The sequence below is a fragment of the Bifidobacterium biavatii DSM 23969 genome (assembly GCF_000741165.1).
Classification (GTDB): Bacteria; Actinomycetota; Actinomycetes; order Actinomycetales; family Bifidobacteriaceae; genus Bifidobacterium; species Bifidobacterium biavatii.
The window spans coordinates 38,003-52,294 of the sequence record NZ_JGYN01000001.1; the positions used below are offsets into that span (position 1 = coordinate 38,003).

Consider the following 14,292-nt stretch of genomic DNA (forward strand, 5'->3'; position numbering starts at 1 on the left):
ATGAGGACACGGGATGGAAAAGGCGACTCTTTTTCCATCCCGCGAGAAAACGGTTCCGCACGGGATGGAAAACTCGACGTATATTCCATCCCGTGCGGAACGTCATGCAGCACCGAAAACAGCGCCGCGTGACTATGCGATCGACTATTACTTAGCGACTTCGAGCGCTTCCTGCAGGGTGAAGGCGCGCGCGTAGAGGGACTTGCCGAGGATGGCGGAGTCGACGCCGAGGTCGGCGAGTTCCTTGATGGCGCGCAGATCGTCGAGCTTGCTAATGCCGCCGGACGCGGTCACCTTGGCGTCCGTGCGTTCGGCGACCTCGCGCAGCAGGTCGATGTTCGGGCCGCTCATCATGCCGTCGCGGGCCACGTCGGTGACGACGTATCGCGAACAGCCGACGGAGTCGAGGAACTTCATCGTCTCGAACAGGTCGCCGCCTTCCTTGACCCAGCCGCGCGCTGCGAGCGTGTGCCCGCGCACGTCGAGGCCGACGGCCACGCGATCGCCGTATTTGCGGATCACGGACGCGGTCCAGCCGGGGTTTTCCAGTGCGGCGGTGCCGATGTTCACGCGGGCCGCGCCGGCGTCCAGCGCCGCGTCGAGCGAGGCGTCGTCGCGCACGCCGCCGGACATTTCGATGTTGACGCGGTCGCCGAGCTCGTGCACGATCTCGCGCAGCTGGGCGCGGTTGTCGCCCGTGCCGAACGCGGCGTCGAGGTCGACGAGGTGGATCCATTCAGCGCCAGCTTCGACCCACGTGCGGGCTGCTTCGAGCGGCGAGCCGTAATCGGTTTCGGATCCGGATTCGCCCTGGCGCAGGCGCACGGCCTTGCCGTCGCGCACATCGACGGCGGGCAGCAGTGTAAGGGACATGATGATCAGCCTTTCTTGTTCGCGGATTGTCGTGCAGGTCGGAGTGCCGGCCGGAATCTAGAACGTGGACACCCAGTTGCGCAGCAGCTGCGCGCCCGCCTCGGCGGACTTCTCCGGATGGAACTGGGTGGCGAACAGCGGTCCGCGCTCGTAGGCGGCCACGAACCGGCTGCGGCCGTAATCGCACCATGTCACGCGTTCCGGCGCGTCGCCGAAGTCGATCTGAAGCCGGCTCAGGTCGGCCGGACGCACGTCCATGGCCGCATACGAGTGCACGAAGTAGAAGCGCTCGCGCTCCACGCCGCGCATGAGCACGGAGTCTTCGGCCGCGTCGACCGTGTCCCAACCCATGTGCGGCACCACGTCGGCGTCGAGCAGGTCGACCGTGCCACCGATCAGTCCGAGGCCCGCGGCCTCGTGGCCACGCTCCAGGCCGCGCTCGAACATGATCTGTTCGCCCACGCACACGCCGAGCACAGGCCGGCCAGCGCGCAGTCGATCGGCGATCACACGGTCGCCGGACATCTGCTTCAGGCCCTCCATGCACGCGGCGAACGCGCCCACGCCGGGCACGACCAAGCCGTCGGCTTCGAGCGCCTGCCGGTAGTCGGAGGTCAGTGTCACGTCGAGATCGAGGTTGGCGAGCGCGCGCACCATGGAGCGCACGTTGCCGAATCCGTAGTCGAATACCACCACCGATGTCATGTTTGGTTCCTCTCGAAAAAGTGTCGTTGGACGGCCGAAAGCGTTACTGAATGCTGCGCGAGCCGCCGCGGCCGAAACGCGTATGTTCGGCGAGCACCTGCATGGCCTGATCGTGAGTCAGGCTGGAGGACGCGACGATGGTCGTGCCCTGGGCCTTGAGACTGTCGAGGCCGCCGATGCCGAGCATCAGGTCCTCGACGAACGGCGCGGTGGCGTTGAACAGGATCGGCGGCGCGAACGTTTCGCCCGGCTTGCCACGCAGGTACATGGTGGCTTCGAGCTTGTCGGCGCGGTTGACGGCGAGTACGACGGCCATGCCGTCGACCACGGTGGTCAGGTCCTTCGCGGCGGCTTCCGGACCGTCGCCGTCGAGGCTGCGCAGCACGGCCACGGCGCCTTCCGGCGCTTCGACGCAGTCGGCGGAGATGTCTGACAGCTGGCAGAACGCGGCGAGCAGCTGCGCGGAGGCGACGCGCGTGATGATCACGGCCGCTTTTGCCTTGTTGCCGAGTAGACCGGCGAGCTCGTCCTCGAATTGGGAGGACAGATCCGCAGGCTGACCATCCTCTCCCTGCGCGCCGGTGTCCGTCGCGTCGGTATCGGCGGCGGCGTCGAACTGCGCGGACAGGTCGGCAAGTTCGGCGTCCAAGTCCTTGTCTCCGTCATGCGCGGCGTCGGCCGAATCCGCAACTGCCGAACCGACGTCGTTCCCTGCGTCGCCGTGATCGGCGTTGCCGTCGGAGTCCTTGAATTCCTGCTCGAATCCGGCGAGCGCGGCTTCCAGCTCCTCGTCACTAAAATGCGCGTCGTCCGAGCTGAAATCGTCCGAGTTTAGATTGTCTGGCTTATCGGCGTCGTTATTGCGATCGTCGCTCATCACAGCGCGCCCTTCGTGCTCGGGATCAGGCCTTCGATGCGCGGGTCGGGTTCGATCGCGAACCGCAGCGCGCGCGCCAGTGCCTTGAATTCGGCTTCGGCGATGTGGTGCGGGTCGCGGCCGGCGAGCACCTGCATGTGCAGGCAGATGCCGGCGTGGAATGCGATCGATTCCATGACGTGGCGCACGAGCGAGCCGGTGAAGTGGCCGCCCATCATGCAGTATTCGTAGCCGGCCGGTTCGCCGGTGCACACGCAGTACGGGCGGCCGGAGATGTCGACGACGGCCTTGGCGAGTGCCTCGTCGAGCGGCACGGTCGCGTCGGCAAAGCGGCGGATGCCGCGCTTGTCGCCGAGCGCCTGCTTCAGTGCCTCGCCGAATACGATGGCCGTGTCCTCGACAGTGTGGTGCACGTCAATGTCGGTGTCGCCCCACGCCTTGATCTTGAGGTCGATGAGCGAGTGCTTGCCGAGCGCGTTCATCATGTGGTTGTAGAACGGCACGGACGTGTCGATGTCGGTTTTGCCTGTGCCGTCGAGGTTGAGTTCGAGGTCGATGTGCGATTCGCTGGTTTCGCGGATGATGTGCGCGGTGCGTGCCATATGATGCTCCTTACGCTGCAGTATGTCTGGTTCAGGCCGGTCGGCCGGATTGTCCGGTTCTCCCGTACCGCCCGTGATGCTCGGCTATTCGGCTTCCACGATACGCAGCACCTCACTGAGTGCCTCGCGGAAGCGGGCCATCTCGTCGTCGGTGCCCATGCACACGCGAAGCCAGCCGTCCGGGCCGACGACGCGGATGAGGATGCCGCGGTCAAGCAGCGCCTCGAAGATGCGGTCGCGCTTGTCGAAGTGGCCACCGAACAGCAGGAAGTTCGATTCGGATGCGGCGACTTCGAGCGGCTGGCCCTTATACGTCTGGCGCTTGAGCCATGCGGCGGTCTGTTCGCGGATTTCGCGCAGGTGCGCGACCTGGCTGAGCTGTTCGTCGGTGTGTTCGAGCGCGGCGAGCGCGGCGGCCTGCGTGACGGCGGACAGGTGGTACGGCATGCGCACGATGCGCACGCAGTCGATGATGTCCTTAGACGCGGCGAGATAACCGACGCGCGCCCCGGCAAACGCGAACGCCTTGCTCATGGTGCGGCTGACAGCAAGGTTCGGATGCTTGTCGATGAGCGTGACGGCGCTCGGCGTGCCCGGATTGCGGAACTCGACATACGCCTCGTCCACGACGACGATCGGATGCACGCCTGCGGCGGCGCCCGCCACGTCGGCGGTTTCGCACACGTCGAGGATGCGTTCGAGGTCAGCGGGCGGCAGCGGCGTGCCGGTCGGGTTGTTCGGGCTGGTGAGAATCACCATGCTCGGCTTGATCTCGTGGATCGCCTTGATAGCCGCGTCCACGTCGAGCGTGAAGTCGGCGTTGCGGTGGGCGAGCTTCCAGCCAGTAAACGTGTCGCGCGCGTATTCGGGGTACATGGAGTACGTCGGATCGCAGCCGAGCGCGGTGCGTCCCGGTCCGCCGAACGCCTGGAAGAGCTGGAGCATGATTTCGTTGGAACCGTTCGCGCCCCACAACTGGTCGACGGCGAGACGCGCGCCGGATTCCTTGGCGAGGTAGTCGCTGAACGCCTTGCGCAGCGCGATGTGCTCGCGGTCCGGGTACCGGTTGAGCGTATGCGCGATTTCGCCGACGCGGCGTGCGATGGTGGCGCATACGTCGGGGTTCGGCTCGTACGGGTTCTCGTTGACGTTGAGGCAGACCGGCACGTCGAGCTGCGGCGCGCCGTACGGCGTCTCGCCGATCAGGTCGTTGCGCAGCGGCAGGCTTGCCGGGATCGCGTTGGTTTCTTCAGTCATGCTTTTCTCTCCTATTGATGCGGTGACGCACCGCGCGCATGCCATGTCATTTCGAGCGAGGCGAAGCCGAGTCGAGCAATTGTTCACAACATCATGCCGTGAAGGATTTCTCCACTCGCTGACGCTCGGTCGAAATGACAGGGTTGAACATATGCCTTACCGCAGGCCGGCTTCCTGCTCCTGCTCGCGCAGCGTGGCCTTGTCGTACGGGTCCTTGACGAAGCGGGACAGCACGCACTCGCCGTGGGCCGGCAGGTCTTCGGACACGGCGAACGCGTTGATGCGCGCGGCGAGGGCCTTCAAACCCTCCTCGTCGTATTCGATGACTTCGACGGGCTTCATGAACGTGTGCACACCGAGTCCGGCGGCGAAGCGCGCGGTGCCGCCGGTGGGCAGCACGTGGTTGGAGCCGGACATGTAGTCGCCGAGCGGGACCGGCGAATACGGTCCGCGGAAGATCGCACCGGCGTTCTTGATGCGCTTGACGACGGCGTCCGCGTCGGCGGTCTGGATTTCGAGATGCTCGGCCGCGTACGCATTGGCCGCGTCGATCGACTGGTCGAGGCCGTCGGTGAGCACGATTGCGGACTGCGTGCCGGACAGGGACGTGTGGACGCGCTCGGCGTGCTCGGTCTTCGGCACGCGGTAGTTGAGGTTCTCCTGGACTTTGTCGGCGAGTTCAGGATCATCGGTGAACAGCACGGAGCCGGCGAGCTCGTCGTGTTCGGCCTGGCCGATCAGGTCGGCGGCCACGAGGCTCGGGTTGGCGGTTTTGTCCGCGATGATGCCGATTTCGGTCGGGCCGGCGACCGCGTCGATGCCGACGAACGCGGAGACGAGCGACTTGGCGGTGGCGACGAAGATGTTGCCCGGGCCGGTGATCTTGTCAACCGGATCGCACAGCACCGCGCCGTCCTGCGGTTCGGACCCCTTGGCGCCGTAGGCGAACATGGCGATGGCCTGCGCGCCGCCGACCGCGTACACCTCCTTGACGCCGAGGATGGCACACGTGGCGAGGATGGTCTTGTTCGGCAGACCCTTGTCGTTGTCACGGGCCGGCGGGGTGGCGATGGCGAGCGATTCAACGCCGGCGGCCTGAGCGGGCACGGCATTCATGATGACGGAGCTCGGGTAGACAGCCTTGCCGCCGGGCACGTACAGGCCCACGCGCTGGATCGGGATCCAGCGTTCGGCGACGCGCGCTCCGGGCGCGAGATCGGTGTGGAAGTCCTGCGGCACCTGGTTCTTGGCGACGGCGCGGGCGCGGCGCACGGATTCCTCGATGGCGGCGCGCACTTCGGGGTCGAGCGTGGTCAGCGCGGCTTCGATCTCCTCCTCGGGCACGCGCAGGTGCTCGGGGCGCACGTGGTCGAACTTCTCCTCGAAGTCGCGCAGGGCGGCCGCGCCGCGTTCCTTCACATCGTCAAGGATCGGGCGCACCAGATCAGTGGCTTCGGAGGTGCCCATCGCGGCGCGCGGCATCGCGGCCAGCAGTTCGGCACGGGACAGTTTGCGACCGCGAAGGTCGATGATTCGCATGATGTTCTCGCTCATACCGCCCCATCGTAACAACGTCGCCTCACGAACCGCCGCCCAATGTCCGTTTTCACCCAAATCGTGAGATATCGCGTGCGTTTCACCGGTTTTCGGCTGGAATCGTCCACCCTGAGCGCGGCCAATACGGGAATATGCACCCGCTGGCCGCACGGGTACGCGCGCATGGCAAGCAGTCAGTTTAGCGAGGCAATGGCTGGGTAGAGGGCTGCGAAACGGGGATAGAGGGCGTCGTAGATTCTAGCGGCGTCCGGGTCGGGTTCGTACGTGGCGGTGTCGGCGACGGTGGTGACCAGATCGGAACGGTCGAAGACGAGCGAGGCGAGCGCGACGGCGGGCAGGATGTCGGCGTTGGCGAACACCTCGATCGGGTGGCGCAGCATGGAGGCCAGGATCCGGCACCATGCGGTTTCTCGCGCACCACCGCCGATCAATGAGATCGAAGTCGGCGGTTCGTCAAAGCTTGTCATACCCTGCCGAATGGAGAATGCGACGCCTTCGAGCGCGGCGCGCAGCATGTCGCCCGCACTCGTGGCCGGCGACATGCCGACGTAGGCGCCGCGTACGGCCGGGTTCATCACCGGGAACCGCTCCCCCACTAGATACGGCAGGCACAGCACGCCGTTCGCGCCCGGCGCGGACGCCTCGATCAGCGTATGCGCCCGATCGTAGTCGCCGTCCGCCAGCAGTTCAGCCGCCCAGCGGTGCACGTCGCCGGCGTTGAGGAACGGCACCGCGTTCACGTATCCGTCCGCCGCACCGAATCGCAGGTTCGCCGCGCCCGGCTTATCGACGAATGGTTCGTTCGACACGGTCGCGATCCAGCCGGACGTGCCGAGGTTGATGTTGTACTGTCCGGGTTTGCCGGCGCCGCTGGCGAGCGTGGTCGCGCCCGCGTCGCCGATGCCGGCGTATACCGGCGTGCCGACGGCGAATCCGGTCTCTTCGGCCGCCGCGGCCTTCACCGCGCCAACGATATCTTGCGGACGGTGCAGTTCGGGCAGCAACGCCATGTCGATACCGGCCGCGGCGCACAGTCCGGCGTCCCAATGTCCGGTGCGGATGTCCATTGCGCCGGCCGTGGAGCAGGCGGCCACGTCGCCGACGCACACGCCGACCAGTCGTGCGATGAGATAGTCCTTGGAGCTGATGAGCACATGCGCGGTCCGCGCGAACGCGTCTGGCTCACGGTCGCGCAGCCACATGAGTTTCGGCAGCGGCAGGCAGCCTTCGAGCCGGTTGCCGACCGTCGCGAGGAACCGCCGTGTGCCGATGACGTCCGACGACGCAGCATCGTCCCGAACGCCGCCGAGCGTGCGTGTCAGCCGTTCGGCTTGTTCTTCCGCCCGGCCGTCCGAATACAGGATCGCGTTGCGCACCGGCCGCAAACTTGCGTCAAGCGCGATGACGTCCTGCATTTGACCACTGCAGATGATGCCGCAGATACGACCGGTCTCGAAGTCGGGCTCGGATTGCGCGGCGTCATGCAGCATCGCACGGGCGACGTCGCGGAACGTGCTCCACCACTGGTTCGGGTCCTGTTCGCGTGCGTCGCCGTCGACGATCAGGTCAAGACCGCCGTTCGCCGACGCGACGACACGGCCGCCCTCGTCGACCAGCGCGCCTTTGATCGCCGTCGTGCCGGCGTCGAACGTCGCCGCATACTGTCGCATCATCTTCCCTTCTTTCGTCATCAGTCGCCCGTCGCAGCCACCATCGCACAGTCAATCGCGCTCAACCACAGTCAATCACCGTCACACATCATCACGCATCGCACGCGACGTTCAGAACGTCAGCCGCATCTGGTGCCAAACGACGCCACCGTGGGTCGAACCGGAAACACCTTCATCCACGTACCCGAATCGCGCGTAAAAACCGACAAGCCGGTCCTTGCAGGTGAGCACCAGACCGCGCCGTCCAGCCGCGCGCGTGTCGGCAATCACGCGACGCATGAGCAGGCTGGCATAACCGCGATGCTGGAATGCCGGTGCCGTGTCCACGCCGAAGATCATCTGCCATGCGCCGTGCGGATCGTGCTGGGACGCGTCATCGTACATGTCGTCAGTCAGGTCGCGCCGGTCGGTGGCGAATCCGTTGATGAACGCGACAATCACGCCGTCGTCTCCCGCATCGTCGCACAGCAACCAGAAGCATTCGGGATAGGCGGCCAACCGCGCGCGAATCGCGTCCGAACTCGCCGCTTCGGCGGGAGGAAAGCACTCGGCTTCGATCGCGGCGAGCTCGTCCGCATCGTCTGCGGTCGCGTGCCGTATCGTCACATTTCTGCCATCAATCGTCGAGTCGGTCATGCGTCCAGTCATACCATCATTGATCGGCGGCCGCATGTCGTTCCCCGCAAAAAGCCGAAGAAAAACAGGGCGGCGAACATCATCGTTCATCGCCCCGCACGCGTTCGGCGGTCGCCTCATCGCCACCGCCGAACCGCCGACCGCTACTTGGTCAGGTCGTGCGCCATTTCCTCAAACGCGGCGAGATACGTGTCGCACGCCTTCTCGTCGTGGAACACGGACAGCGTCCACTCCTCCTCGCGGCCCGGCGCCATGTAGACGCCGCGGTTGGCCTGGTAGAGCCATGCGAGCTGGTTGAGCGCCGCATTCTGGCCCTTGCGGAAGGAGACGTAGTCGGTGATCTTGTGCGGGGAGAACGTCACACAACCCTTGGCGCCGAAGCCCTGCGCGTAGCCGGGGAAGTCGTACTTCTTGATGATCTCACGGCAGCCGTCCATCAGGCGCTGGTTCATGCGGTCGAGGTGCTCGTACGCGGCCGGGGTGAGGACCTTTTCGAGGCTGGCGCGTGCGGCAGCCATGGACAGCGGGTTGCCGGAGAACGTGCCGACCTGGTAGACCTCACCGTCCTCGACGACGTGCATGACCTCGTTGGTACCACCGATCGCACCGGAGGGCAGGCCGCCGGCGAGCGACTTGGCGATGGTGACCATGTCGGGGGTGACGCCGAACAGCTTGGTGGCGCCGCCGGGGCCGACGGTCAGGCCGGTCTTGACCTCGTCGAAGATGAGCACGATGCCGTGCTTCTTGGTGACTTCGCGCACGCCTTCGAGGTAGCCGGGCTCCGGCGGCACGATGGACATGTTCATCAGGCAGGCTTCCATGATCAGACAGGCCGGCGAGTTGCCTTCGGCCTCCATTTCCTCGATGCGGTGCTCGAGCGCGTCGAGGTCGTTGAACGGCACCGGCACGGTCAGGTCAACGGTGGCCTGCGGGATGCCGGCGCCGTACGGCAGGGACTTCAGGTGGTAGCGGTCGCCAATGTTGTTGTAATCGGCGTAGATGGAGATCATAACCGCGTCGTGGTGGCCGTGGTAGGAGCCGAAGATCTTCATGATGTGGTCGCGGTGCGTGTAGGCGCGGGCGATGCGGATGGCGTCCATCGTGGATTCGGAGCCGGAGTTGTTAAAGCGCCACTTCGGCAGGCCGAAGCGCTTGGCGAGGTTTTCGGCCACGACCACGTCGTCCCAGTCGGGCATGGCGAAGTGGGAGCCCTTGGAGAAGCGGTCGTTGACGGCGGCGGCGATGTCCGGGTTGGCGTGGCCCTGCAGCATGGCGCCGAAGCCGTTGTTGAAGTCGTAGTATTCGTTGCCGTCGACGTCCCACATCTTCGAGCCCTGGCCGCGGTCGACGTAGATCGGCCACGGATCGCGCAGTTGGTAGGAGGATGCGACGCCGTTGCACAGGTGCTCGCAGGCGCGCTTGTACATCTCGTGCGACTTGCCGAGCTTGGCGTTGAGCTTGTCGCCTTCTTTCTCGGTGAGTTCCTTGATCTTGGTTTCGTCGATGGTCGTCGCCATGATGTCGCTCCTTAGTGGTGGCCGGTGTGATGCGCATCGTGTGCGGATGCCGCCGATCCGATCGCGTGCGTGTGGTGCGCGTTTCGCAGGATCGTGCGGTCCGTACTGCGTTTTTCCCAACGCCTATAGATAATCACCTGTTTATTTCGTAGCGATTACCGTAATATGCCACGATTTACTCACTCATGTTGCGCGTATGTTGCGAAATACGCAATACGATATGCGGTGCAGGACGAACGCAACGAGATACGAAAAAGCCGCGCAGACGACATGCCCGCGCGGCTTAGCGTGTTCGATTCAGCGCTCGACGATCCGCCGTCAGCTGCGGAAATCCTCGAACATCATCGTGTAGTTGTCGTTGAGCTTGTTCGAGCAGCGTTTCTCGAGAATCGCATGCTTCTCCTCCTCGGCCGAGGGCACGATCACGTTGAGCTTGCGCATGGAGGCCGGCAGCAGTTCGTCGCCGCCCCTGAGCACGCTGCCCGCGCCCGCGTTGCGTTCGACCGCGGTTTTATTGGCCGGGTCGAGCATCCAGTTGATGAACGTCTTGGCTTGTGCGATGTTCTTCGCGCCGCGCGAAATCGCCACGTTGTCGACGAATTTGTTCGCCCCGTCGCTCGGGAAGACGAATCGCAGGTTCGGATTGCCGCTCATGGCCTGGTAGGCGTCGTAGCTCCACGCCATGCCGACCTTCTGCTCGCCCGAGGCGAGGCGGTCGGCCACGCCTTCTGAGCTCATCACGCCGAGCTTGCCCTTGTACTGTTCGAGCAGGTTCGCCGCGTCCTGATAGTCCTGGGGGTTGGTGGCGCACTGGTCGGAGCCGACGGCGCGCAGGGCCGCGTTGACGACTTCGATCTGGTCGCCGAGCAGCTGGGTCTTGCCCCACGACGCCTTGGGATGGAAGAAGTCGTTCCACGACGTGGGCGCGTCGGAGGCGGGGATCGCCTTCGCGTCGTAGACGATGCCCGTGTAGCTGACGATGTAGGGGATGGAGTATTCCATGTTCTTGTCGTAGTACGGGTTGCGGAATTCGGCTTTGATGTTGCCGGCGTTCGGCAGCGTGCTCACGTCGAATTTGACGAGCAGGTGCTCGTGGATGAGCTGTTCGACCATGTAGTCGCTGGGCATGACGATGTCGTATCCCTCGCCGCCCGTGGACTGCAGCTTCGCTTCGAGCGCCTCGTTGCTGTCGAACGTGTCGACGGTGAGCGCGATGCCCGTGTCCTTCTCGAACGCCTTGACCACGTCGTCAGGCATGTAGCCGGCCCACGTGTAGACGTGCAGTTCGCCGCCGGTCGCCGCCCGGTACTTGCCGACCGCGCTCACGGTCGCGCCGGACGCGACGTCGCTCACGCCGCCGGAGCAGCCGGCGAACGAGACGGCCGCGAGTCCGGCCATCGCGAGCGCGAGTCCGCGCGTCATCGCATGTTTCGCATGTTCCATCATCGCTCCCCCTTACTTGTCCTTGCGGTTCGTCAGCAGCGTGGACGTGACGGTCACGATCACGGCCAGCAGCAACAGCAGCGCGGCCACCACGTTCACGCTCGGGTTCACGCCCTTGCGGATGAGCGAGAAGATGTAGATCGGCAGCGTGGTGGTGCCGGCCGTGGTCAGGAAGTTCGAGATCATGAAGTCGTCCATCGACACGACGAACGCCATGAGTGCACCGGAGACGATGCCGGGCACGAGCAGCGGCAGGGTGACGCGCATCACCGTGGTCGCGCCGGACGCCCCGAGGTCTTCGGCCGCCTCGAAGCAGGCGTGATCGATGGTGGCGAGGCGCGCACGGATCGGCATGACGACGAACGGGATGCAGAACGTGGTGTGCGCGAGCACGAGCGGCACGAAGCCGGGCGCGAGCCCGATGAGCCGAATGAACGCCATCGTCGCGACGCCGAGCACGATTTCGGGGATCAGCATGGACGCGTTGATGAGCATGGACGCGAGCGCCGAGCCGGCGCGCGACATGTGGTCGACGGCGAGCACGTACATGACGCCGAGCGCGGTGGACAGCACAGTGGCGATCACGGCGACGATCAGCGACGTTTCGGTCGCGTTGACGATCGCGCCGTTGGTGAACACGCTGCCGTACCAGCGCAGCGAGAATCCCTGCCACAGCAGCGCCTGCTTGCCGCCGTTGAACGAGAAGAACACGACGATCATCATCGGCACGTACAGGAACGCGAGCACGGCGACGCTCAGGAACCCGACGAACGGGAATCGTTTGAGCTGGTTGTCCTGCCGGCCGGATCGGCGCGTGCTCCACGCACGGTCGGGACGCTTGTTTTCGAGCCCTTCGGGCATGCGCACGCCGTCGTTGCCGGCCGCCTGCACACGGGCGACTTTCGCGCCGAATTCGCTGGCGTTGCCGTATCGGATCGCGGACGGATCGGTGTCGTGGTTGATCATGCTCATCACGCACCCGCCTTTCTGGAGGCCATGCCGCCCATGATGGACGCAGCGAGCGCGCCGAGCAGCGTCACGGCAAGGATTACGGTGGATAGGGCTGCGCCGAACGGCCAGTTGCGCGCTTCGGCGAACTGGGAGGCGATCAGGTTGCCGACCATGAGAACGCGTCCGCCGCCGAGCAGCACGGGCTGCACGTAGGAGCCGAACGCGGGGATGAAGCACAGGGCGATGCCGCTCATGACGCCCGGCATGGCGGCGCGCAGGATGACGCGGCGCATGACGGTGGGCTTGTGCGCGCCGAGATCGTAGGCCGCTTCGACGAGCCGGAAGTCGAAGCCGGACAGCGCCGAATACATGGGCAGGATCGCGAACGGCAGGAACGTGTAGATCAGGCCAATCACGGAGGCGAACGACGTGTACAGCAGCTGCTGCGATCCCATGCCGAGCAGGCGTAGCAGCCAGTTGACCGGGCCGTTTTCGTTGAGGATGAGCATCCACGCGTACGTGCGCACGATCAGGTTCGTCCAGAACGGGATGGTGACCAGCAGCACGAGGATCTGTTGGACTTTCGCGCTTTTCATCGACATCCACAGGGCGATCGGGAAGGCGAGCGCCACGCAGATCGCGGTGGTGAGCAATGCCTGCCACAGTGATGTACCGAACACGGCGAGATAGCGCGCGTCGAATGAGCGGTTGCCGAAGTAGTCGTGGCGGAACAGGAGTTTTTCGTAGGCGTCCGTGGAGAAGCGGAACACCACGCCGCCGCCCATGTCAGGCCGGCTCATGAACGAGAACGCGACGATCACGCCGATCGGGCCGAGCGTGAACAGCAGACCGATGAGAATGGACGGCACAGACCACAGACGGTTCAGCATGCCGGGCTTGACGGGGTGCGCGGAGGCGAACCAGCGCGTCCACGCCGGGCGTTCGCCGTGTTCGTCTCGTTTGTCGTGTTCGCCGGCAGGTTGCGTGGTCGCGGTCTTCGAATTCGGGGTCGCGCCGCTCATCGTTCCACCACCCTGATGTGCGCCGCCTCAACGTTCACCGACACGGTGGCCCCCTGATGGAGCACGGCCGTGTCGTAGGGCGGGGAGAGTCGGACGAGCAGCTTGGTGCCGTCAGTCAGGCGCACTTCGCAGCGCACGTCCGCGCCCATGAACATGAGCGTTTCGACGGTGCCTTTGAGCGCGGTGTCGCGCGGCGCGGTCAGTTCGATGCGTTCGGGACGAATGGCGGCGCTGATTTCGGCACCGGTCGGCCATGCGGACAGGTCCTGTTCGACCTTGAATGGCACGCCTTCGACGGTGATGCCGTTCGCGCCGGTTGTGACCGCGTCGACGAAGTTGATGTCGCCGATGAAGTCGGCGACGAATCGGTTGGCCGGCTCGTTGTAGATTTCTTCGGGCGTGCCGATCTGTTCCGGCTTGCCTTTGGAGAAGACGGCGATGTGGTCGCCCATCGACAGGGCCTCTTCCTGATCGTGGGTGACGAAGATGAACGTGATGCCGGTTTCGCGCTGGATGCGCTTGAGTTCGATCTGCATCTGCCGGCGCAGCTTGAAGTCGAGCGCGGAGAGGGATTCGTCGAGCAGCAGCACTTTGGGCCGCTTGGCGAGGGAGCGGGCGAGCGCGACGCGCTGCTGCTGGCCGCCGGACAGCTGGTTGGGCCGTCGTCCGCCGAATTCGCCGAGATGGACGAGGTCGAGCATCTCCTGCACAGTTTTCTTGATTTCATCCTTGGGCTTGTGTTCCATTTCGAGGCCGAAGGCGACGTTCTGCGCGACGGTCAGATGCGGGAACAGCGCGTAGCTTTGGAAGACGGTGTTGACCGGGCGATCGTAGGGCGCGAGCTGGTCGATGCGCTGGTTGCCGAGGTAGATTTCGCCCGCGTCGAGCGATTCGAGGCCGGCGATGGAGCGCAGCAGCGTGGTTTTGCCGCAGCCGGAGGGGCCGAGCAGGATGAAGAACTCGCCTTGGCGGATGGCGATGCTCACATCGTCGATGGCGTGGACTTCCTTGCCTTCGGCGGATCGGAACGTTTTGCGCGCACGGTTGATCGTCAGTCCGGATTCTCGTCGTTCCACTTCGGGATCGCGCGCCACCAACGGCTTCGCACTGTTCATCGCGTCTCCTTTTGCTTGGCTCGTCACATCACACTGGACAGTGAAGAAGACCACGATTTCCATAAGG

Annotated in this window: 13 protein-coding genes; all 13 read right to left on the bottom strand. The window is 65.0% G+C overall.

The window, feature by feature from the left end; translation table 11 throughout:
- Positions 1 to 147: 147 nt before the first annotated feature.
- A complete protein-coding gene (gene priA / locus BBIA_RS00135; RefSeq protein ID WP_033495117.1) occupies positions 148 to 873 on the bottom strand; it encodes a bifunctional 1-(5-phosphoribosyl)-5-((5-phosphoribosylamino)methylideneamino)imidazole-4-carboxamide isomerase/phosphoribosylanthranilate isomerase PriA in 726 nt (241 codons plus the stop codon).
- A 57-nt stretch (positions 874 to 930) separates the two neighbouring features.
- Positions 931 to 1,578 (bottom strand): imidazole glycerol phosphate synthase subunit HisH, encoded by a 648-nt coding sequence (hisH, locus tag BBIA_RS00140; RefSeq protein WP_033495119.1) that lies wholly within the window; start codon positions 1,576 to 1,578, stop codon positions 931 to 933.
- A gap of 43 nt (positions 1,579 to 1,621) precedes the next feature.
- Entirely contained in the window at positions 1,622 to 2,455 is an 834-nt protein-coding gene (locus BBIA_RS00145) for a hypothetical protein (RefSeq protein ID WP_033495121.1), read from the bottom strand.
- Positions 2,455 to 3,057 carry an imidazoleglycerol-phosphate dehydratase HisB gene (gene hisB, locus BBIA_RS00150; protein WP_033495123.1) on the bottom strand — a complete coding sequence of 201 codons (603 nt, stop codon included), beginning with the start codon at positions 3,055 to 3,057 and terminating at the stop codon, positions 2,455 to 2,457. The genes BBIA_RS00145 and hisB overlap by 1 nt, the downstream gene beginning before the upstream one ends.
- 84 nt (positions 3,058 to 3,141) lie before the next feature.
- On the bottom strand, positions 3,142 to 4,314 hold the full coding sequence (locus BBIA_RS00155; protein ID WP_033495125.1) for a histidinol-phosphate transaminase: 1,173 nt from the start codon (positions 4,312 to 4,314) through the stop codon (positions 3,142 to 3,144).
- 156 nt (positions 4,315 to 4,470) lie between these two features.
- Complete coding sequence (gene hisD / locus BBIA_RS00160; protein WP_033495127.1) at positions 4,471 to 5,868, bottom strand: histidinol dehydrogenase; 1,398 nt, start codon at positions 5,866 to 5,868, stop codon at positions 4,471 to 4,473.
- Positions 5,869 to 6,044: 176 nt separating this feature from the next.
- Positions 6,045 to 7,544 (bottom strand): xylulokinase, encoded by a 1,500-nt coding sequence (locus BBIA_RS00165; RefSeq protein ID WP_033495129.1) that lies wholly within the window; start codon positions 7,542 to 7,544, stop codon positions 6,045 to 6,047.
- 108 nt (positions 7,545 to 7,652) lie between these two features.
- Positions 7,653 to 8,189 (bottom strand): GNAT family N-acetyltransferase, encoded by a 537-nt coding sequence (locus BBIA_RS00170; protein WP_238548376.1) that lies wholly within the window; start codon positions 8,187 to 8,189, stop codon positions 7,653 to 7,655.
- A gap of 131 nt (positions 8,190 to 8,320) precedes the next feature.
- Complete coding sequence (locus BBIA_RS00175) at positions 8,321 to 9,694, bottom strand: aspartate aminotransferase family protein (RefSeq protein WP_033495131.1); 1,374 nt, start codon at positions 9,692 to 9,694, stop codon at positions 8,321 to 8,323.
- 318 nt (positions 9,695 to 10,012) lie between these two features.
- Positions 10,013 to 11,140 (bottom strand): ABC transporter substrate-binding protein, encoded by a 1,128-nt coding sequence (locus BBIA_RS00180; protein ID WP_033495133.1) that lies wholly within the window; start codon positions 11,138 to 11,140, stop codon positions 10,013 to 10,015.
- Between the two features lie 9 nt (positions 11,141 to 11,149).
- Positions 11,150 to 12,109: an ABC transporter permease gene (locus BBIA_RS00185; RefSeq protein ID WP_051923582.1), complete on the bottom strand. Its 960-nt coding sequence runs from the start codon at positions 12,107 to 12,109 to the stop codon at positions 11,150 to 11,152.
- Entirely contained in the window at positions 12,109 to 13,110 is a 1,002-nt protein-coding gene (locus tag BBIA_RS00190) for an ABC transporter permease (RefSeq protein ID WP_081891734.1), read from the bottom strand. Before BBIA_RS00190 ends, BBIA_RS00185 begins: the two co-directional genes overlap by 1 nt.
- Positions 13,107 to 14,225 (bottom strand): ABC transporter ATP-binding protein, encoded by a 1,119-nt coding sequence (locus BBIA_RS00195; protein WP_033495135.1) that lies wholly within the window; start codon positions 14,223 to 14,225, stop codon positions 13,107 to 13,109. The genes BBIA_RS00190 and BBIA_RS00195 overlap by 4 nt, the downstream gene beginning before the upstream one ends.
- Between the last annotated feature and the right edge of the window lie 67 nt (positions 14,226 to 14,292).